19 protein-coding genes are annotated in these 18,527 nt (G+C 67.0%); 11 read left to right on the plus strand and 8 right to left on the minus strand.

From position 1 onward, the window contains the following. The 3 genes from AC1DW0_RS25050 to AC1DW0_RS25060 all read right to left on the minus strand — a co-directional run. Positions 1 to 561, minus strand: a 561-nt coding sequence (locus tag AC1DW0_RS25050; protein ID WP_477859367.1) for an ATP-binding protein, incomplete at its 3' end; no start/stop codon positions are given. Positions 562 to 613: 52 nt separating this feature from the next. Continuing rightward, complete coding sequence (locus tag AC1DW0_RS25055; protein ID WP_477948671.1) at positions 614 to 1,894, minus strand: ATP-binding protein; 1,281 nt, start codon at positions 1,892 to 1,894, stop codon at positions 614 to 616. Next, the gene (locus AC1DW0_RS25060; protein WP_457321392.1) at positions 1,891 to 2,625 is read right to left on the minus strand and encodes a response regulator; all 735 of its coding nucleotides are present in this window, start codon (positions 2,623 to 2,625) and stop codon (positions 1,891 to 1,893) included. The genes AC1DW0_RS25055 and AC1DW0_RS25060 overlap by 4 nt, the downstream gene beginning before the upstream one ends. Positions 2,626 to 2,771: 146 nt before the next feature. On the opposite strand from AC1DW0_RS25060, the gene AC1DW0_RS25065 reads away from it, so the two are divergent. The 7 genes from AC1DW0_RS25065 (at position 2,772) to AC1DW0_RS25095 (ending at position 9,591) form a co-directional block, all read left to right on the plus strand. Next, positions 2,772 to 3,218, plus strand: a complete 447-nt coding sequence (locus tag AC1DW0_RS25065; protein WP_477948673.1) for a DUF2147 domain-containing protein — start codon at positions 2,772 to 2,774, stop codon at positions 3,216 to 3,218. Next, positions 3,215 to 4,342: a cytochrome c biogenesis protein/redoxin gene (locus AC1DW0_RS25070; protein WP_477948675.1), complete on the plus strand. Its 1,128-nt coding sequence runs from the start codon at positions 3,215 to 3,217 to the stop codon at positions 4,340 to 4,342. Before AC1DW0_RS25065 ends, AC1DW0_RS25070 begins: the two co-directional genes overlap by 4 nt. A gap of 7 nt (positions 4,343 to 4,349) precedes the next feature. Then, complete coding sequence (dapF, locus tag AC1DW0_RS25075) at positions 4,350 to 5,189, plus strand: diaminopimelate epimerase (protein ID WP_457321386.1); 840 nt, start codon at positions 4,350 to 4,352, stop codon at positions 5,187 to 5,189. Continuing rightward, a complete protein-coding gene (locus AC1DW0_RS25080; protein ID WP_056205335.1) occupies positions 5,186 to 5,896 on the plus strand; it encodes a DUF484 family protein in 711 nt (236 codons plus the stop codon). Before dapF ends, AC1DW0_RS25080 begins: the two co-directional genes overlap by 4 nt. Beyond that, a complete protein-coding gene (locus AC1DW0_RS25085; RefSeq protein WP_477948678.1) occupies positions 5,893 to 6,816 on the plus strand; it encodes a tyrosine recombinase XerC in 924 nt (307 codons plus the stop codon). Before AC1DW0_RS25080 ends, AC1DW0_RS25085 begins: the two co-directional genes overlap by 4 nt. Next, on the plus strand, positions 6,813 to 8,336 hold the full coding sequence (locus AC1DW0_RS25090; protein ID WP_477948680.1) for a hypothetical protein: 1,524 nt from the start codon (positions 6,813 to 6,815) through the stop codon (positions 8,334 to 8,336). The genes AC1DW0_RS25085 and AC1DW0_RS25090 overlap by 4 nt, the downstream gene beginning before the upstream one ends. Before the next feature lie 73 nt (positions 8,337 to 8,409). Next, positions 8,410 to 9,591, plus strand: coding sequence for a class I SAM-dependent rRNA methyltransferase (locus tag AC1DW0_RS25095; protein ID WP_477948682.1), 1,182 nt, complete (start codon positions 8,410 to 8,412; stop codon positions 9,589 to 9,591). Between the two features lie 55 nt (positions 9,592 to 9,646). On the opposite strand, the gene AC1DW0_RS25100 is transcribed toward AC1DW0_RS25095, so the two are convergent. Then, on the minus strand, positions 9,647 to 10,717 hold the full coding sequence (locus AC1DW0_RS25100; RefSeq protein WP_457356623.1) for an NF038122 family metalloprotease: 1,071 nt from the start codon (positions 10,715 to 10,717) through the stop codon (positions 9,647 to 9,649). 86 nt (positions 10,718 to 10,803) lie between these two features. Further along, entirely contained in the window at positions 10,804 to 11,274 is a 471-nt protein-coding gene (locus tag AC1DW0_RS25105; RefSeq protein WP_056205325.1) for an Lrp/AsnC family transcriptional regulator, read from the minus strand. Positions 11,275 to 11,406: 132 nt separating this feature from the next. Here AC1DW0_RS25105 and glmS point away from each other — a divergent pair, with 132 nt between their 5' ends. Continuing rightward, positions 11,407 to 13,266: a glutamine--fructose-6-phosphate transaminase (isomerizing) gene (glmS, locus tag AC1DW0_RS25110; RefSeq protein ID WP_477948685.1), complete on the plus strand. Its 1,860-nt coding sequence runs from the start codon at positions 11,407 to 11,409 to the stop codon at positions 13,264 to 13,266. Positions 13,267 to 13,662: 396 nt separating this feature from the next. Here the strand turns inward: glmS and AC1DW0_RS25115 are convergent, their stop codons facing one another. Both AC1DW0_RS25115 and AC1DW0_RS25120 read right to left on the minus strand, forming a co-directional pair. Next, entirely contained in the window at positions 13,663 to 13,800 is a 138-nt protein-coding gene (locus AC1DW0_RS25115) for a hypothetical protein (protein WP_477948833.1), read from the minus strand. Between the two features lie 78 nt (positions 13,801 to 13,878). Further along, positions 13,879 to 14,133, minus strand: coding sequence for a helix-turn-helix domain-containing protein (locus AC1DW0_RS25120; RefSeq protein ID WP_477948687.1), 255 nt, complete (start codon positions 14,131 to 14,133; stop codon positions 13,879 to 13,881). 179 nt (positions 14,134 to 14,312) lie between these two features. Here AC1DW0_RS25120 and AC1DW0_RS25125 point away from each other — a divergent pair, with 179 nt between their 5' ends. Next, positions 14,313 to 14,795: a hypothetical protein gene (locus AC1DW0_RS25125; RefSeq protein ID WP_477948688.1), complete on the plus strand. Its 483-nt coding sequence runs from the start codon at positions 14,313 to 14,315 to the stop codon at positions 14,793 to 14,795. A gap of 379 nt (positions 14,796 to 15,174) precedes the next feature. On the opposite strand, the gene AC1DW0_RS25130 is transcribed toward AC1DW0_RS25125, so the two are convergent. Next, entirely contained in the window at positions 15,175 to 15,435 is a 261-nt protein-coding gene (locus AC1DW0_RS25130) for a hypothetical protein (protein ID WP_477948690.1), read from the minus strand. 889 nt (positions 15,436 to 16,324) lie between these two features. On the opposite strand from AC1DW0_RS25130, the gene AC1DW0_RS25135 reads away from it, so the two are divergent. Both AC1DW0_RS25135 and AC1DW0_RS25140 read left to right on the plus strand, forming a co-directional pair. Further along, positions 16,325 to 17,581, plus strand: a complete 1,257-nt coding sequence (locus AC1DW0_RS25135) for an AAA family ATPase (RefSeq protein WP_477948692.1) — start codon at positions 16,325 to 16,327, stop codon at positions 17,579 to 17,581. Positions 17,582 to 17,617: 36 nt separating this feature from the next. Next, positions 17,618 to 18,463 (plus strand): metallophosphoesterase, encoded by an 846-nt coding sequence (locus tag AC1DW0_RS25140; RefSeq protein ID WP_477948694.1) that lies wholly within the window; start codon positions 17,618 to 17,620, stop codon positions 18,461 to 18,463. Positions 18,464 to 18,527: the final 64 nt, after the last annotated feature.

Below are 18,527 nucleotides of genomic sequence, written 5' to 3' on the forward strand. Positions count from 1 at the left end.
GCTCAGCGGCGCCAGGCCGAGGCTGCGCGCGCCCTGGCCGGCCAAGCCCGCGAGCGCCGCGCGCAGCGGGTGGGCCGGGCCCAGTTCACCGCCCCGCCAGCTCAGGCACAACAGCACCCGGGTGCCGGCGATGCGCCGGGCCAGGAAGCGCAGCAGGTCCAGCGTGGCGCCGTCGGCCCAGTGCAGGTCCTCGAACACCCAGACCCGCGGCCGGCGCGTCAGGCGCGCCACCTCCAGCAGGGCGGCAAACAACTCGGCGGCCGGTGCGCTGCGCCGCAGCAGCGCCGCGATCTCACCGGGTAGTCGCGGCAGCATGTCCAGCAGCGGCCCGAGCGGCAGCGGCGTGATCAGCGGCTCGCAGGCGCCCCAGGCCCAGTCGATGGCGCTGCCGCCGGCGCGTTCCGCGGCGCGCAGCAGCCGCGTCTTGCCCATGCCGGCATCGCCTTCGAGCAGCACGCAGCGGCCCTGGCCTTGTGTCGGGTCGGCCAAGGCGGCCAGGTCGGCGCGCAGGCCTGCGAGCGCGGCATCGCGCTCCAGCAGCGGCGGCTCGGGCAGTGGCATGGCGCCAAGCTTGCGCCGATTTGGCGGTCGCGCGCTTCCTCAAGATGCAGGGTCAGCCCTCCTTAACCGGCAGGCTCAGCCGCGCCTCCAGGCCACCACCCTCGCGCGGCAGCAGTTCCAGCGTCGCGCCCAGCGCCTGCGCGAGGCGCTGCGCAATCGCCAGGCCCAGGCCGGTGCCGCCGCTGGCGCGGTTGCGCGAGGCCTCCAGGCGCACAAAGGGCTGCAGCGCGGCCTGGCGCTGGTCGGCCGGGATGCCGGGGCCGCGGTCCAGCACGGCGATGCGCAGCTGGCTGTTGTCCAGCGTGACGACCACCTCCGCCGCGCCGGTGAACTTGACGGCGTTGTCGACCAGGTTGCCGACAACGCGGCGCAGCGCGCGTGGCCGCGTCGTCACCGGCGCAAGGGAAGAGGGCGCTTCAAGGCTGACTTGCTGGCCCGCGTCCTGGCCGTCGCAGACCAGGCCGTCCAGCAGCGCGACGAGGTCCACCGCCTGCGGCGCTTCCTCGGCCGCATGCGCACTGGCCGCGTAGTGCAGGCCCTCGGCAACCAGGCCGCGCATCTCGTCGATGTCGGCCAGCAGCTTGTCGCGCGTGTCGGTCTCGGCCAGCAGTTCGCTGCGCAGGCGCATGCGCGTCAGCGGCGTCTGCAGATCGTGTGTGACGGCGGCGAGGATTTCGGAGCGCTCGCGCAGGTGCCCGGCGATGCGGGCCTGCATGGCATTGAAGGCGCGCGCTGCGGAGGCCACCTCGCGCGGGCCTTCTTCGGGCAGCGGCTGGGCGGCGAGATCGGCGCCGAGGTCATCGGCGGCATCGGCCAGGCGGCGCAGCGGCCGCGTCGCCAGCCTGACAGCCGCCGCGCCGCACAGCGCCAGCACGGCGATCTGCGCGACCAGCAGGGCCAGCGTTGCGCCGGACAGCTTCAGCCGTGGCGGCTGGGCGCGCAGGGTCAGTGCGCTGCCGTCGGCCAGCTTCAGCGCGAACACCAGCTCGCCATCTGGCCTTGCACCCGCCGTGCCGATTCGCGCCGAACCCAGCTCCCTGGCCAGCGTTTGCGTGAGAGACAGTGCCAGCTCGTCAGCTGCCAGAGCGTCCTGCGGCGCGCCGAGTTCGTAGCGGTAGTTGGGCCGCGCCAGTCTCGGCAACCAGGCGGCACGCTCGGCCTCGGGCAAGCGGTCCAGCACGGCGACGGCCGTGGCCACATCGCGGCCGAGGTAGGCGTTGAGCATGCGGCCCATCACCTCGCCGCGCTCGGCCAGCCAGGCCAGGCTGGCCAGGCCATAAGCCAGCAGCAGGCCGGCGATCAGCAGGCCGGCGATGCGGCTGGCCAAACTCATTCCACGGCCTCGACATCCGCGCAGAACACATAGCCCTCATTGCGCACCGTCTTCAACAGCCGGGCCTCCTTGGCATCGTCGCGCAGGCGGCGGCGCAGGCGGCTGACGAGCAGGTCGATGGAGCGGTCGAAGGGGTCGGCGTCACGCCCCTGCGTGAGGTTGAGCAGCTGGTCGCGGCTGAGGATGCGCTGGGGGTGGTCCAGCAACGTGCGCAGCAGGCGGTACTCGCCGCCGGTCAGCGGCACCAGGGTGCCGGCGCCGTCCAGCAGATGGCGGGCCGCCGTGTCCAGCACCCAGTCGTTGAAGGCCAGACGCCTGGCCTGGCGCTGCGGGCTTGTGCGCGGTGGCAGCTGGCGGGTACGGCGCAGCACGGCGCGGATGCGGGCCAGCAATTCGCGCGTCGCAAAGGGCTTGGCGAGGTAGTCGTCGGCGCCCATCTCCAGGCCGAGCACGCGGTCGGCCTCATCGCCGCGGGCGGTCAGCATCAGCACGGGCAGGGGCTCGACCTCGCGTGCGCGGAGGTCGCGACACAGCGACAGGCCGTCCTCGCCGGGCAGCATCAGGTCGAGCACGACGAGGTCGATTGGCTCGGCGGCCAACACGGCGCGCATCTCCCGGCCCTGCGTCGCCGTGCTGACGCGATAGCCCGCGGCGCGCAGGTAGTCGGCCAGCAGCGTGAGCAGCTGGCGGTCGTCGTCGACGAGCAGCAGATGGTCGGGGCGCGGGTCCATGGCGGCCACGATAGCGGACGGGACCCGCTGTTTTGTATCGCTCTTTGTCTGTGCGGCCGGCGCGTGTCCACCGGCGACACATCGACATCGCGGTGATACCGCTGCCGTCTGCAATGGCACCTCCTTCACTGCTGACGAGGTGCCTCATGCGAAGCCTTCTCCTGATCCTCCTGCTCGCGGCCGGCGCGGCCCGCGCCGATGCCGACCCGCGCGGCCTGTGGCTGACGGCCAGCGGCAACCTGGAGGTGCGCGTCGCGCCCTGCGGCGCGGGCCTGTGCGGCAAGGTGGCGCGCGTCATCGCCAACCAGTCCATGAGCCGGCCCGGCGAGGCGATGGCGGCCGATGCCCAGCCCGCCCAGGAGGGCATGGACGTCCTCAGCGATTTCCTGCCCTCCGAACGCGAGACCCAGCCCGATGGCCGCAGCGCCGTCACCGAATGGCGCGGCCGCATCTTCAACCGCGAGAACGGCAAGACCTACGACTGCCTGATGTCGCTCGGCCCGACCGGCGAGCTGAAGCTGCGCGCCTATGTCGGCCTGCCGTTGTTCGGCAGGACCCAGGCCTGGCAGCGTGTGCCGGGAGCGTCGCAATGAGCGCCGTGCTGCCCGTGGCGGCTGCGTTCGGTGCGGGCCTGGCGACCGTGGCCAGCCCCTGTGTGCTGCCGCTGTTGCCGGCGCTGCTCGGCAGCAGCCTGGGGCCTGCCGACCGGTGGCGGCCGCTGCTGGTCGTGCTGGGCTTTGTCGCGTCCTTCAGCGCACTGGCCCTGGCCTTTGGCGCCTCGGCCAGCGTGCTGGGCCTGTCGGCCGGTGCCTTGCGCGATATCGCGGCCGTGCTGCTGCTGGGTTTTGGCCTGCTGCTGGTCTGGCCGGCGGGTTGGGAGCGGTTGTCGCGCCCGCTGGGCCGTGTGGCCGACTGGGCCCAGCGCTTCGGTCATGGTGGCGGGCGGCTTGGCGCCCTGGCACTCGGCGCCAGCCTGGGCGCGCTGTGGACGCCCTGCGCTGGCCCGGCCCTGGCCAGCATCCTGGCCTTGGTCGCCAGCGCCGGTGATTCGCAGCAGGCGGCGGCCCTGCTCATTGCCTACGCCGTCGGCGCCGGCGGGCCGATGCTGGCCGTGGCCTATGGCGGCCAGCGCATCGCGCAGGGCCTGCGCGCCTGGTCGGGCCGGTTGCGCCGGGGGTTGGGCCTGCTCGTCATGCTGATGGCGGGGGCCAGCCTCGCCAATGTCAGCTCCACCTGGGTCGCGGCTCTGGCCGGGCCGGCCGAGTCGGCACAGGGCCAGGTGATTGGCAAGCCCGCGTCCGAGATCGCCACCACGGGCGCCTGGATCAACAGCCCGCCGCTGACACTGCAGGCCCTGCGCGGCAAGCCCGTGCTCGTCGACTTCTGGACCTGGGACTGTGTGAACTGCTTGCGCAGCGTGCCGGTCATCGAACGCCTGCACCAGCGCTATGCGGCGCGCGGCCTGGTCGTCATCGGTGTGCACACGCCCGAGTTCGCCCATGAGCGGCCGCTGGACAGCGTGCAGGCGGCGGTGCGGCGGCTGGGCCTGCATTACCCGGTGGTGCAGGACAACGATTACCGCGTCTGGAAGGCCTTTGAGAACCGCTACTGGCCGGCCGCCTGGCTCATCGATGCCACGGGCCGTGTCGTCTATCGCCACGAGGGGGAAGGGGGCGAGGCGGAGCTTGGAGCTGCCATAGAGAAGGCCTTGCGATAATCCCCTCATGAGATTGCGCTTCACCAAGATGCACGGCGCGGGCAATGACTTCGTCGTCATCGACGCAACGAAGCAGCCCTTCGCGCTGACCCCCGAGCAGATGCGCCTGCTCGGCGACCGGCGCTTTGGCGTCGGCTGCGACCAGATCCTCGTCATCGAACCCAGCCAGGACGCCGGCGCCGACTTCCGCTACCGCATCTTCAACAACACCGGCAACGAGGTGGAGCATTGCGGCAACGGCTCGCGCTGCTTCGTGCGCTACGTCGTCGATGTCGGGCTGACGGACAAGCGCGAGATCCGCGTCGACACCATGAACCGCCGCCTGCTGCTGAAGCTGCAGGACGATGGCCGTGTCACGGTGGACATGGGCGCGCCGGTGTTCGAGCACGCCGCCCTGCCATTCGATGCGAGCGGGCTCAAGCCCCATCTCGTGAACGGCTTCGAGCTCTGGCCCGTCGAGGGCGTGGAACTGGCCGTGCTGTCGATGGGCAACCCGCATGCGGTGCAGCGCGTTGACGATGTCGAGACGGCGCCGGTGCTGACTCAGGGCCCGCTGATCGAACACCATGCGCGCTTTGCCAAACGCGTCAACGCCGGCTTCATGCAGATCCTGAGCCGCGACCGCATCAAGCTGCGCGTTTTCGAGCGCGACGCTGGCGAGACGCTGGCCTGTGGCACGGGCGCCTGCGCGGCCGTCGTCGCCGGCATCCGCGCCGGCTGGCTGGACGAGGCCGTGGAAGTGCAGACGCGCGGCGGCCTGCTGCGCATCGAATGGGCGGGTGGACAGAACCCGGTGCTGATGACCGGCCCCGCAGTGAAAGTTTTTGACGGAGAGATCACGCTGTGAGTTCCAACCCGGCCGCTGACGCGGTGCAAGGCATCACCGAAACCGACATCGCCAACTACCTGGCGTCCACCCCCGGTTTCTTCGAACGCCACGCGGCGATGCTCGCCAGCGTGCAGCTGCAGCACCCGCATGGCGCACGCGCCGTGTCGCTGCAGGAGCGCCAGGCCGAGATGCTGCGCGACAAGATCAAGGGCCTGGAAATGCGCATCATCGACATGATCCGCAACGGCCAGGACAACGTCACCATCGCCGACCGCCTGCACCGCTGGACGCTGGCCGTCATGCGCGCGGTGGGCACGCCGGAGCTGCCCCATGTGCTGCTGGCCGAGCTGCGCCACCAGTTCATGATCCCGCAAGCCGGCCTGCGCTTGTGGGGCGTCGCTCCCGAGCATGAGGCCTCGGAGTTTGCCGCCTCGGTCAGCCCCGACGTGCGCAGCTTCGCCTCCAGCCTGAGCCAGCCCTATTGCGGCGTGAACTCCGGCTTCGAGGCGGCACGCTGGCTGGGCCTCAGCGAGAGCGGCGGCACGGCGACCTCGCTGGCCCTGATCCCGCTGCACCAGCCCAGCGCCAACGAGGACAAGCCCTTCGGCCTGCTGGTGCTGGGTTCGCCCGATCCGACGCGCTACACGGCCGAGATGGGCACCGACTTCCTGACCCGCGTTGGCGAGATCGCCAGTGCCGGGCTGGCGGGCTTGCTCGCTGCATGATGGAGTTGGCGCAGGACTTCACGGAGTTCTTGCAGCACGCCCGCGTGCAGCAGCGCCTGAGTCCGCGCACGCTGCGCATCTACACCGATGGCCTCGAACGCCTGCAGGCCATGTTGGTCGAAGCTGCGATCGACGCACGCAATCTGAACATCGCCCAGGCGCGCCGTCTCGCGGCCCTGTTGCATCGTGAAGGCCTGGCGCCGAAGTCCATCGCGCTGCTGCTGTCGGTCTGGCGCAGCGCCTACCGCTGGCTGGGCCTGCAGGGCCGCGTCACGCTCAATCCCTTCGACGGCCTGCGCGCGCCCAAGGCGCCCAAGCCTCTACCCAAGGCGCTGGGTGTGGACGACGCGGTGCAGCTCGCCGCCTACGCGCCCGAGGTGGCGGCCGATCCGGTGCTGGAGGCCCGCGACCGCGCCATGGTCGAGCTGCTCTACGGCGCCGGCCTGCGGGCGTCCGAGCTGACAGGGCTGGATGCCCAGGCCAGCGGCCAGGCGGCTGGCTGGGTCGACCTGCAGGCCAATGAAGTGCATGTGCTCGGCAAGGGCGGCAAGCGCCGCAGCACGCCGCTGGGCCGTGCCGCGGCCGAGGCACTGCGCACCTGGCTGGCGGTGCGGCCCCAGGTCGTGGCGGCTGGCGAGGCGGCGCTCTTCGTCGGCTCTCGGGGCAAACGCATCGCCGGCTCGACGCTGCGCGCCATGCTGAGCGCACGCGCCGTCGCGGCCGGCAGCCCGGCCCACGTTCATCCGCACATGCTGCGCCACAGCTTTGCCTCGCACCTGCTGCAGTCCAGCGGTGACCTGCGCGCGGTGCAGGAGCTGCTGGGCCACGCCCACATCACGACGACCCAGGTCTACACCCAGCTGGACCACCAGCATCTGGCGCGCATCTACGACGCCGCGCACCCTCGAGCCAAGAAATGAGATTCCAAATCACGGCTTTGGCCGCGTTGGCGGCCCTGTTGCCGGCCACGACCTGGGCCCTTCCCGACGACGCGCCGTTCGCACGCGTGCAAACGGTGCGCCCGGCCGCGGTCGAGGGCAATTGGACCAAGATGAAGATGCCCGACGGCGGCCGCACGGCCTTCGCTTCGATCAGCTACATGATGGCCTTGGACGAGGACTGGGGTTTCGGCCCCGGCGTCTACGGCGCGGCCAAGGGCAACTACGGTGGCATCTTCACTGTCGGCTTCACGGGCCAGCGGCGCTGGCGGCTCTCCGGCGACACGCATCTGGCCGCCAGCCTCTACGTGGGCGCTGGTGGCGGCCTGTCCAACCAGCAGCTGCGCTTCGGGGGCGGCCTGATGCTCAGGCCCGAGCTGTCGCTGCGCACCGAGGTGGGCGCCTGGTACACGGGCGTCGGCATCTCGCAGATCCGCTTCCCGAGCGGCAATGTGAAAAGCGGCGTGGGCCTGAGCTTTTCCCTCGGTCGATCGCTGGGCTTCCCCAGCTTTTCGCCGGACGATGCCGGCCGCCCGGGGCGCGCGACGCAACGCACGGGCCTGGGCTTCGACGAGATTGCCTTGACGGGCGGCTTCGAGAAGCCCCGCTCCGCCAGCCGTGACCGCAGCGGCAACCCGCTGACGCGCCGCATCGGCAAAGCCGGCGGGGAGCTGAGGCAATACATCGTCGACGGCAGCTGGTGGGGTATCGAGGCCGCCGGCGCAGCCCAGGGCGGCGCCGACGGCTATATGGAAGTGCTGGGCAACATCGGCCAGGACTGGGCCCTGTTCGGCACGCCGCGGCTGCGCGTGGGCGGCCAGCTCGGCACGGGCCTGGGTGGCGGCGGCACGCTGGACACCGGCAGTGGACTGCTGCTGCGCGCCGGGCCGACGCTGCGCTGGCTCACGCCCTGGGGCCCCAGCGTGCGCCTGGATGCCGGTTTCACCTATGCGTCCAGCGGTTCCTACAGCGCGCCATACGTGCGTGCGGTGTTGGCGATGCCGCTGGACCGGTCTCCGGTCGCATTTGGCGACGACACGAGCAACGGCATCGTGCGCGTGCAGCAACTCGGCGCCAGCGTGCTGCATCTGCCGCGTGTGCGCTTCAAGGACGGCCGACGCGAGGCGGTCAGCCATCTGGCCGTCAACATGTCGCGCGAATTCACGCCGTATGTCTATGGATCGGCGTTGGCGGGCAGCGCGGCAGCGGGCAGCGCCGGAGCCTATTCCTTCGGGCTCGTCGGCCTGGGCTTGCAAAGCGACCCGCTGTGGGGCGGGCTGCGTGTCGGCGCGGAATGGCTGGTCGGCGCAGCCGGCGGCGGCGGCGTGCGGGTGGGCGGCGGCGCCGTGACGCAAGCCGAGCTGTGGGCGCAATGGCGGATCGGCGAACGGCTGCGGCTGCGCACCGGCCTGGGCGAGTTCCGCACCATGCGCGGCAGCAGCCAGTCAACGCCCGTGGTCCACGTCGGCCTGAACTACGCCTTCGGGACGTTGCAGCGATGAACAGTTGCCCCCCCACACGTCGTGTGGCCGCTGCCCCCCGAGGGGGCGCTTTTCATCTTGGGACGGCCCGGCGATGAAAAAGATCACCCTGCGCGCCGGCAAGGAGCGCTCGCTGCAGAAGCGCCACCCCTGGGTGTTCGAAAGTTCCATTGCTCGCGGCGGCGCCGACGCTGGCGAGACCGTGCGCGTCGAGTCGGCCGACGGTGCCTTCCTGTGCTGGGCGGCCTTCAGCCCGCAGTCGCAGATCCGCCTGCGCGCCTGGAGCTTCGACGAGGCCGAGCGCATCGATGCGGTCTTCTTCAAGCGGCGCATCGAGCAGGCTGTGGCGATGCGGGCACGGCTGGCCATCGCCTCCGACGCCTGGCGCCTGGTGCATGGCGAGGCCGATGGCCTGCCGGGCCTGGTCGTGGACCGCTATGGCGACACGCTGGTGGCCCAGTTCGGCAGCACTGGCGTCGAGCGCTGGAAGGCCGTCATTGCCGACGCGCTGCTGACAGCGACCGGCCTGACACGCCTGTATGAGCGCTCCGACGCCCAGGCCCGCGAGTGGGAGGGCCTGCCGGTGCAGACCGGGTGGCTGCGTGGCGATGGCGAAACGGCGCTGACCATCCGTGAGCACGACTGGCGGCTGACGCTGGATGTGGCCGAAGGCCACAAGACTGGCTACTACCTCGACCAGCGCGACAGTCGCCGCCGCTTTGCCGACGCGGTGAAGCAATACGGCTGCAAGAGCGTGCTGAACTGCTTCAGCTACACGGGCGGCTTTTCGGTCGCGGCGCTCGCCGGTGGGGCAAGCGAGGTGGTCAGCGTCGACTCCTCCGGCCCGGCGCTGGAACGCGCCAAAGCCCATGTCGAGCTGAACGGCTTCGACGCGAGCCGCCACCAGGCCTGGGATGCCGACGTCAACGCCACGCTGCGGCGCTGCCTGGCCGAAGGCCGGCGCTTCGACGCCATCGTGCTCGACCCGCCGAAGTTCGCGCCCACGGTTGCCCACGCCGAGCGTGCCGCGCGCGCCTACAAGGACATCAACCGCCTGGCCTTCATGCTGTTGAGTGAAGGCGGCCTGCTCTACACCTTCTCCTGCTCGGGCGGCATCTCGCCCGACCTCTTCCACAAGATCGTGGCCGGCGCTGGGCTGGACGCGGGCGTGGACGGCTACATCATCGAACGCCTGTCGGCCGCGGCCGACCACCCGCAGACGGTGTGTTTCCCGGAAGGGGACTATCTGAAGGGCCTGGGGCTGCTGAAGCGCTGAGCTCGGGCAAAGAAAAAGCGGCCTCGCGAGGCCGCTTTGCATTGAGCGCGCAGGTTCAGTCGCGCTTGCGGCGGCGCGCCATGCCGATGAGGGCCAGGCCGGCGAGCAGCAGGGCGTACTGGCTCGGCTCCGGCACTGCAGCGGCAAGGTCCCAGCCGATGGCGTCGAAGGCCATCAAGTCGCTGACCGTGGCGTCATACGACTGGCCATTGCCGACGAAGGGACGCATCAGCGTGACGACGCTGGTGCCGAAATGGCTGGCCTGCTGACCGTTGCCATGTTCGAGACCGGTCGAGAAAGGCTGGACGGACGACAGGCCGCCATTCACCGAGAAATAGGGCGAGCCGCCCAGCGTCACGTCGCGCTGGCCGGCGGCGGAGTAGCGGAACATGTCCAGGGGCGTGTACCAGGGGGACACCTCGAACTCGTTGGGTGCCCCGGACAGTCCGCATTGGGCGGTATGGCCCACGCAGAAGTCGATGGAATCGACGCCCGATGCGAAACCGAGGGCGTGGCCAATTTCATGCTCGGCCACGGTGATGAAGTCGACCTTGTTGGATGGCACACCGCCGTTGGCGCGGGTGAAGGCGAAGCTGCTGGCGAAGCCATTGGCGAATTCAATGCGTGCATCAGGATTGCTGGCGTTGGTGCCAGGATCCAGGCCCAGGGCCTTGAGGTTGGCCGTGTTGACGACGAACTGCTTGTTGTTTGTCGAGCCGTCGTTGTCGAGGCGGGTCGTCAGGTCGCCCTGGGTGGCCAAGAAGCTGAGGCTGGAACCGGCCGGCAGGCTGGCGACGGCGAGGGCATCGGTCACCGACTTGGCATCGGTCGCGAGGCCACTGCGCAGCGAGCCGTAGTCAAGGACCGCCCGAGACGAGCCGGTCGACCCCAGGACGTTGGGGGCCAGGTCGCTGAAGGCGATGTTGACGTAGACGGTCACGTTGTCGGTGAGCTTGCCCGACCAATAGTTGGCCGCGGTCTGGAAGGCGCCCAGTTGCTCGGCAGACATCTTGGTCGTGCCAACGTCGTTCAGCACGATGTTGAGGGCCTGGGCGCTCGGGGCCAGGCCGGCGAGGCTCAAGGCCAGCGCGAACGCGGCGGGGCGGAAAGACTTGCGGGAAAGCATGGAAGGCTCCGGTCTGGGGGGCGATCCAGGATTCTGTCGGCCCGGGAGCGTGGTTTGCCCCCGGGCTCGCGGGGGGTCATATGAAGTTAGGGGGATGGCAGTCCGATTCGCGTCTCGAACTTGGCCCGCTTCACGCTGAAGAAGGCCTTGATGTTGCGCACATTGGCATCTTGGGTCAGCAGCCGTTGGGTGAACGCCTGGTAGGCCGGCATATCGGCCAGCTGCACGACGAGCACGAAGTCCGGCCCGGGCGACACCCGCCAGCACTGTTGCACGGCCGCCTCCTGCACCGCCCGCGCCTCGAAGGCATCCAGGTGCTCGGCGCCCTGGCGGTCCAGCGTGATCTCCACGATGGCCGACAGCCCGGCCCCGAGCTTGTCAGGCGACAGCAGGGCCACCTGGCGTTCGACGATGCCGGCCTCGACCAGGCGCTTGACGCGCCGCAAGCAAGTGGCAGGCGACACGGCGACGCGCGCGGCCAAGTCCTGGTTGCTCAGCGATGAATCCGTCTGCAGGGCCTCCAGCAGACGCAGGTCGATTGCGTCTAAATCAGTCATTAATGTTGAATATTTGAACGAATATTTCTCAGTGGGTGGATCGGGAAATTTTCCTTCATTTTTTGAGAAATTTCGCACCCATTCGCCGCGGCGGTCTCCCTACGATGCACGCATTCCCCAACGGAGACCTCCATGTGCGGCATCGTCGGCGCGGTCAGTCAGCGCAACATCGTTCCCATCCTCGTTGAAGGCCTCAAGCGCCTCGAGTACCGCGGCTATGACTCGTGCGGTGTGGCCGTGCACCAGGACGGCGGCCTGAAGCGCGCCCGCAGCACGTCCCGCGTGGCCGAACTTCAGGCCGTGGCCGACCAGGACGGCATCTCCGCTGGCACCGGCATCGCCCACACGCGCTGGGCCACGCATGGCGCACCGGCCGTGCACAACGCCCACCCGCACTTTTCGCCCGGCCCCAATGCGGGCGTCGAGAGCACAGGCCGCATCGCGCTGGTCCACAACGGCATCATCGAGAACCACGACGAGTTGCGCGCCGAGCTGAAGTCGCGCGGCTATCAATTCACGAGCCAGACCGACACCGAGGTCATCGCCCACCTGATCGACCATCTCTACAGCGGCGACCTGCTCGACGCCGTGCAGCAGGCCCTGCCGCGGCTGAAGGGTGCCTATGCCGTGGCCGTGTTCTGCCGCGACGAACCGCACCGCGTGGTAGCGGCCCGTGAAGGTTCGCCTTTGGTGCTGGGCGTGGGCGAGCAGGAGAACTTCGTCGCCTCCGACGCGATGGCCCTGGCCGGCGTGACCGACCAGATCGTCTACCTGGAAGAGGGCGATGTCGTCGACCTGCAGCTGGGCCGCTACTGGCTCAGCCGCCTGGACAAGACGACGGGCCGCTATCAGTCGGTGGAGCGGGAGGTCAAGACCGTGCACGCCCACAGCGGCGCTGCCGAGTTGGGGCCGTATCGCCACTACATGCAGAAGGAAATCTTCGAGCAGCCCGTGGCCATCGCCAACACGCTGGACGCGGTGACCGGCATCAGCCCGGAGCTCTTCGGCGATGGCGCCTATGGCATCTTCAAGGAGGTCGACAACGTCCTCATCCTGGCCTGTGGCACCAGCTACTACTCGGGTTCCACGGCCAAGTACTGGCTGGAGAGCATCGCCAAGATCCCGACCAGCGTCGAGATCGCCAGCGAATACCGCTACCGCAGCAGCGTGCCCAACCCGCGCACCCTGGTCGTCACCATCAGCCAGAGCGGCGAGACGGCCGACACCATCGCCGCACTGAAGCACGCCCGTTCGTTGGGCATGAAGCACACGCTGACCATCTGCAATGTGTCCACGAGCGCCATGGTGCGCGAATGCGAGCTGGCCTACATCACCCGTGCCGGCGCCGAGATCGGCGTGGCCTCCACCAAAGCCTTCACGACCCAGCTTGTCGGCCTCTTCCTGCTGACGCTGGCCCTGGCGCAGACGCGGGGCCACCTCAGCGAGGCCGACGAGGCCGAGCACCTGAAGGATCTGCGCCACCTGCCCGTCGCCGTGCAGGCCGTGCTGGCCCTGGAGCCGCAGGTCATCGCCTGGAGCGAGGAATTCGCGCGCAAGGAGAACGCGCTGTTCCTCGGCCGCGGCCTGCACTACCCAATCGCGCTGGAAGGTGCGCTCAAGCTCAAGGAAATCAGCTACATCCACGCCGAGGCCTACCCGGCCGGTGAACTGAAGCACGGCCCGCTGGCCCTGGTGACGGCCGAGATGCCGGTGGTGACGGTGGCGCCCAACGACGCGCTGCTGGAAAAGCTCAAGAGCAACATGCAGGAAGTGCGCGCCCGCGGCGGCCAGCTTTATGTCTTCGCCGACGGCGACACCGCCATCGAAAGCGAGGCCGGCCTGCACGTCATCCGCATGCCCGAGCATTACGGCGAACTCAGCCCCATCCTGCACGTCGTGCCGCTGCAGCTGCTGGCATATCACACGGCCTGCGCGCGGGGAACGGACGTCGACAAGCCACGTAACCTGGCAAAAAGTGTGACTGTCGAGTAGGCGAGCTGGTGCTGTTGACGCCATGACTCCAGCAAATAAGGTCCGTCGGGATTAAATAAGGTCCGTCGGGGATATTCCGCAATGTGAGAGTGGATGCGCTATGGGTGCCACCCGCTTGTGTTCTTGAGAACTACGGGCGGATGGCAGGCGCGTCGAGGTCCGTTCGGCGTTCAGCGTAGCGACATGAACATTTCAGTCATCGTGGGCGCGCGTAGCCGCTTGACCGTCCCTCGGAAGTTGCTCAGTCAGCTCAACCTTAAGCCCGGAGGCCAACTGCGCATCCCGATCCAGTCCAATGGAATCGTGACAGTCCAAGCAGGGCGGTCTAGTCGCTGACCGGTAGTGGCCGTCCCGGTTTCCGACTAGCGCGCGGCTACGGGCTATGCGAGCCCGCCCTCACCGCTGCAACTGCAATACGTTGACGCCAGCGCCGAAGACCTGCAGCACCAGCGGCAACAGATGGTCGTGGTGGCTCAAGAACAGTACCTGAGTCTGCTTCGACAGCTCTCGTAACGCCTCCGGCGTTTCATACACGGTAGATGTCTTTGAGTCCGGCACCAGTTGCCAATGCAGCTAGGTGATGCGCTCAGTGCATTGTTGATCCGAAGCTGGCTAACGGCCCTTTCGCCCCCGCGCTTGCTGGTCGAGGTGCTCCGCACTCTCGAGGCGAAGGTTCAGCTCGCGCACGAATTCCTCGATACCAGACCCCAGAGTTGCAACCCAGGTGCGAAGTTCAAGCACGTCGAGCCGACGGACCCCTCGCTCCACCTTGCTCACGTCTGTTTGAGCCCAACCCATGCCTTCCGCCAGCGTGGTCTGTGACATGGCGCACTCCTCCCGGACCTCGATGAGGAGGTCCAGCAGCACTTTGAGCTCTAGAGGTTGAGGGAGACGTGGCATGCGTCACAGGGAAGCGACGCGCACCATGCATGCGAAGTTCAAATAGTCGAAATTCGACTAATCTGATGGCTTCGGATCTGCCATCTCGCCAGATTCGCCAAGACTCAGATGCTCGATCTGACGACGAGCAACCCAGGGAATCTCGCATGTCAAACCTCAAAACCATCGTCGGACGCGTGTCCCATGTCGGCTCCTCGACCAGGAATGAGCACGATCACACGTACAGCGCCGTCGAGATCCAAACCCCCGACGGTCGGATCGACCTGAAGGAGGTCACTGCGGTCAACGATGTGCATCGCGCGCTCAAGCCTCAGAAGGACGTGGCCCTTGTTGTGCTCCACATAGACAAAGGCGCGAAGTCGAAGTCCATCGTCCTCGGTGCATACGACAAGGGCGATCAGCGCCTCTACGCCAACGAGGAGATGTACAAGCTCCGGGACCACGCTACGAAATCGGCGCTCCTTCTCAGTTTGTCCGGCATCGTGGTGATTCCCATCGGACTGGCGTTCTTCGTCGTGCCTGGGCTGCTGTACATCCAAGTGCTGTGGAAGTCATGGACCTCCATCAAGTTCTTCCCTCCCGGCGAAGAGATCCGCCAGGCAGTCGAGCGCTTGCCCACGGGCGCCTGAACGTTCTAACAGCTGCCTCGTGTTGGGACCCTTGCTGTGGCGGCGGGAGTGCGCCATGCAACGGACCTGGGAGCCCCCAGCTCGAAGCAGGTCTTGCAGCCGGCGAAGTCGTCGCAGAGGAGCTTGCCGGCTTGCACGGCGTTTGACGCCCGCATACTCAGAGCTTCATGGCTTCACCAGCCTGTACCCGCCTGCTCGTACTCGGAATCCGGGTTGAACGTGACCGTGAATCCGGCGAGGGCCCCGGGCTGAAATGCCCACAGGCTTCGCGCCGATCTGAGGCCCTTCCTGACTTCCCTACCGTCGCGAAGAAGACGACGAGAAAGGAACTCTGGGACCTCGAGGCGTCGATTGCGCGAATGGCGACGCGCGCGCATCTTCATGGTGGCAACTCCTGCTCGCCCTCCTGCGGAGGGTACCTGCCTGCAAGCTCCTTGGCCTTGGCGTCTATCCTAATTCGCACCTTGGTCAGGGCCTCTTCCGTCGGAGATCTCACGCGGCTTCGTTCGTAGTACCTCATTGCGTAGTCGCATCGCTCAGCAAGTTCGACGTCCGCCTCTGGCAGCTCATGCTCATCCTGATCCGACTCCGGCTTGCGCACGCGTTCGGCAAGCGCCAGCCATTTGGACGCCACGACCATTGATTGCAATCCATAACGGCAGCTCCGATGCACTTGCAGCCAGTTGCTAACGTGCCAATTGCATGTATCTGTGATGATCTACAGGAAATGAAGCGCCAAATGTGATGACCTACAGGACGAAAATTTGCAATCGCAATTTTGAACTGGCACGCTTGGCCTCATGTCGCACCTAACACGTAGAGCAAACGTCCCCTCTCAAAGGCAATGCAGCTACCAAGATGCGGCACGCTCCTCAGTCGAGCGCCCCACACTAGAGAGATCGGTGTGTTCGGCAAATGCCGTAGCGTCGCTTCGAAGTGAATGTCGTCAGCGCAGCCGCGCGGAGGTGTCGGAATGACAACCTTCTGTGAGGCTGCACGCGCTTTGGCTTGGGGCAGGGACCTTCTCGAGGACTTGGTGGCGGACCCGTTGGCACATCCGAGCGAGCGCGATCTCGCGGCGGAGTTGCTTGTCGGGTATCCCACAACCCGATCTATCAGTGGCCAACTCGAAGACCTAGACGGCCACAACTTGATGGTCGCCGCGTCTTGCATCCATCAAACCAGGATGCTTGTGACGAGACTGACTGTAGGGATCTCTCCTGCCCTGGCGGAACGGGCTCAACGGATCGCCTGGCACTTCCCGCGTGTTCGCGCTCTCGACGCAGCTACGCCAGAGGACGCTCGGACGTGGGCGGCTCACGAATTGAATCGACGTCCGGGGCGCTACGGCTTGGTCTCAGAGCTAGCGAGGAAGCAGAGCCTTGATGCCTTCGAAGCGCAGGCTCGAGTCGATGGATGGATAGATGAGGCAGGGCTCTGGTGCTCGCGGCCAGGCGAGGAGGCGTCGCGGTGACAAAGCTTCAACCAGGAGCCGGGCCAACCGGACAACAGAGTTCAAGGGGGAGGCGATGAGCAACAGGCATGCCGACAGTCACGGAGACTGGGTCCTATGGTGGAGCGACTATGCGTGCAACAAGCTATACCTGCCTCCTATTGTTGTGTCGCAGATCGAGGCAGAGCGGCAGAAACTCGAGCGGGAAGCACGAGCGGCGGCGCTCGCAGCAGCATCGAACCACGGCACGGTGGAACGCAACGCCGTAGCAGTGGCCGACGACGCGGCACCGATCACCGCGTCGCACGAGGCCGACGACTCCATGCATCGGGCGCATATGCACGAGGTTGCCCGCCATCAAATTTTCCCGCGCATCGATGTAGTCAAGGAACGCATTGCGAGACTTGGGAACGGCTTCTACGGTGACCAAGAGCACACGATGCGACAGCTCAAGGCGCTCAGCACTGCCCTCGATAGGGGGCCGATGAGGTCGGTTGTCCGAAGGCCGGACTGGAGGTCGGCCTTTGAAGATTTGGCCACCGAACTTCCGGCCTACAGGGCTGTGCTTCAAGTCATCACGAATGCACTTGCGTTGGCAGAGATCACCGGAACCACGCCATCGATCACTCCGATCCTGATCGTTGGCGCACCTGGCGTCGGAAAGTCCTACTTCTGCCGGCGACTTGCGCAGACGTTGGGGTCGGGATCCGCTTGGATCGCGATGGACCAACACACGGCAGGTGCTGATTTGCGAGGATCCGACAGCCACTGGTCGACTTCGCGGCACGGGGCCCTATTCGACCTCTTGGGTCTCAGCGACACAGCGAATCCGCTCGTCGTTCTTGACGAGATCGACAAGGCTCCCCGAAGTTCCGGCACGCAGAGCATCGACATGCTTGCGCAGCTGTACTCGGCTTTGGAGCCAGAAACCGCGCGGCACCTGGCCGATGTGTCATTGGACGTTGAACTTGATGCGAGCCTCGTCATGTACGTTGCTACCGCCAATCAGCTGAAATCTTTTGATGCTGCGCTTCTGAGCAGATTTGAAGTTGTACAAGTCGGTCTCCCAAGACCATCGGAGCGGCGGGAGGCGGCCGCACGTGTTGTCGACAGCGCGCTACGGAGGCTCGGCGTCCACGGCGCCGTGAAAGTGAGCCCCGGATGCGCGGCCTTGCTGGCCGATTTCTCAGCACGGGTCGTTCACCGAGCCATCGAGAAGGCGGTCGGAGCGGCGGTCGCCAGCGGAAGGCACACGGTCAGCATCGGCGACATGGAGGCAGCGCTTGGCATCGCACCGCAGCTCTGCGAGAGCCTTTGCTCAAAGCCACATTGACGACAACCATGAAGCGGAAGCCAGGAAGGGCGCAGAGTGAAGATCCTTGTTGTAAGCGACCTGCACCTAGAGTTCGGTGATCCATACACGGTACCGGCCGGCCTTGATTTCGACGCCGTGGTCTTGGCTGGCGACATCTCATCGCCGGGCACCGATGCCATCCACTGGGCGCAGCGTGAATCGACTTTCGGCGGCCGACCGGTGATCTTCGTGGCTGGCAATCATGAGTTCTACAACCGTGTGATGCGTGTCGAACTCGAAAAGATGAAGGCCGCGGCTGCTGACAGCAATGTGCACATCCTCAACCGCTCTGGAGTGGTCATCGACGGCGTCCGCTTCCTTGGCTGCGTGCTATGGACCGACTTCCAACTGCCGCTGCGGATGCCTGGCGGCGAGCTCAAGTCCAGCATCAAGCGCGCGCTGCGTGCTGCAGGCGACCAGCTGAATGATTTCAGGCTGATCGAGGTCGATGCAGAGGCGACAGCGAACACGAATGGGGCGGCGGGTTGCAGGCCGTTCCAACGCGTCCTCCGGCCTGCCGACACCATGGCGATGCACTGGATCGACCGTGATTGGCTCCGGTGCGAACTGACGCAGCCATTCCAGGGTTCGACAGTCGTGGTCACGCACCACGCTCCAGCAATTGCCTCCGTCGCCGCGCGCTATGCCGCCGATTGGTTGACGCCGGCCTTCGTTAGTCAGCTGCCATCAACGATCTTCAAGGTGCCTTGCCTATGGACGCATGGGCACACGCACACTTCGTTCGACTACATGGAGGGCACCTGCAGGGTCGTCAGCAACCCACGTGGCTACCGCGTCCGCGACGGAAGGTTTGAGAACCAGCACTTCGATCGGGGCTTTGTCGTCGAGGTCGCATCATGATCGTGCGAGATCACCGTCGTCGGCATGCTTGGCATTCTGGTGCGACGACCTCCGCGACTTGGGC

The organism is Roseateles sp. P4_D2, assembly GCF_056401875.1.

Excerpts from the sequence above, each read along its gene's own strand:
- AC1DW0_RS25125 (WP_477948688.1), top strand. The coding sequence starts at position 14,313 with ATGTCAAACCTCAAAACCATCGTCGGACGCGTGTCCCATGTCGGCTCC.
- glmS (WP_477948685.1), top strand. The coding sequence starts at position 11,407 with ATGTGCGGCATCGTCGGCGCGGTCAGTCAGCGCAACATCGTTCCCATC.
- AC1DW0_RS25100 (WP_457356623.1), bottom strand. The coding sequence starts at position 10,717 with ATGCTTTCCCGCAAGTCTTTCCGCCCCGCCGCGTTCGCGCTGGCCTTG.
- AC1DW0_RS25085 (WP_477948678.1), top strand. The coding sequence starts at position 5,893 with ATGATGGAGTTGGCGCAGGACTTCACGGAGTTCTTGCAGCACGCCCGC.
- AC1DW0_RS25090 (WP_477948680.1), top strand. The coding sequence starts at position 6,813 with ATGAGATTCCAAATCACGGCTTTGGCCGCGTTGGCGGCCCTGTTGCCG.
- AC1DW0_RS25055 (WP_477948671.1), bottom strand. The coding sequence starts at position 1,894 with ATGAGTTTGGCCAGCCGCATCGCCGGCCTGCTGATCGCCGGCCTGCTG.
- AC1DW0_RS25130 (WP_477948690.1), bottom strand. The coding sequence starts at position 15,435 with ATGGTCGTGGCGTCCAAATGGCTGGCGCTTGCCGAACGCGTGCGCAAG.
- AC1DW0_RS25105 (WP_056205325.1), bottom strand. The coding sequence starts at position 11,274 with ATGACTGATTTAGACGCAATCGACCTGCGTCTGCTGGAGGCCCTGCAG.
- dapF (WP_457321386.1), top strand. The coding sequence starts at position 4,350 with ATGAGATTGCGCTTCACCAAGATGCACGGCGCGGGCAATGACTTCGTC.
- AC1DW0_RS25070 (WP_477948675.1), top strand. The coding sequence starts at position 3,215 with ATGAGCGCCGTGCTGCCCGTGGCGGCTGCGTTCGGTGCGGGCCTGGCG.
- AC1DW0_RS25095 (WP_477948682.1), top strand. The coding sequence starts at position 8,410 with ATGAAAAAGATCACCCTGCGCGCCGGCAAGGAGCGCTCGCTGCAGAAG.
- AC1DW0_RS25065 (WP_477948673.1), top strand. The coding sequence starts at position 2,772 with ATGCGAAGCCTTCTCCTGATCCTCCTGCTCGCGGCCGGCGCGGCCCGC.
- AC1DW0_RS25060 (WP_457321392.1), bottom strand. The coding sequence starts at position 2,625 with ATGGACCCGCGCCCCGACCATCTGCTGCTCGTCGACGACGACCGCCAG.
- AC1DW0_RS25135 (WP_477948692.1), top strand. The coding sequence starts at position 16,325 with ATGAGCAACAGGCATGCCGACAGTCACGGAGACTGGGTCCTATGGTGG.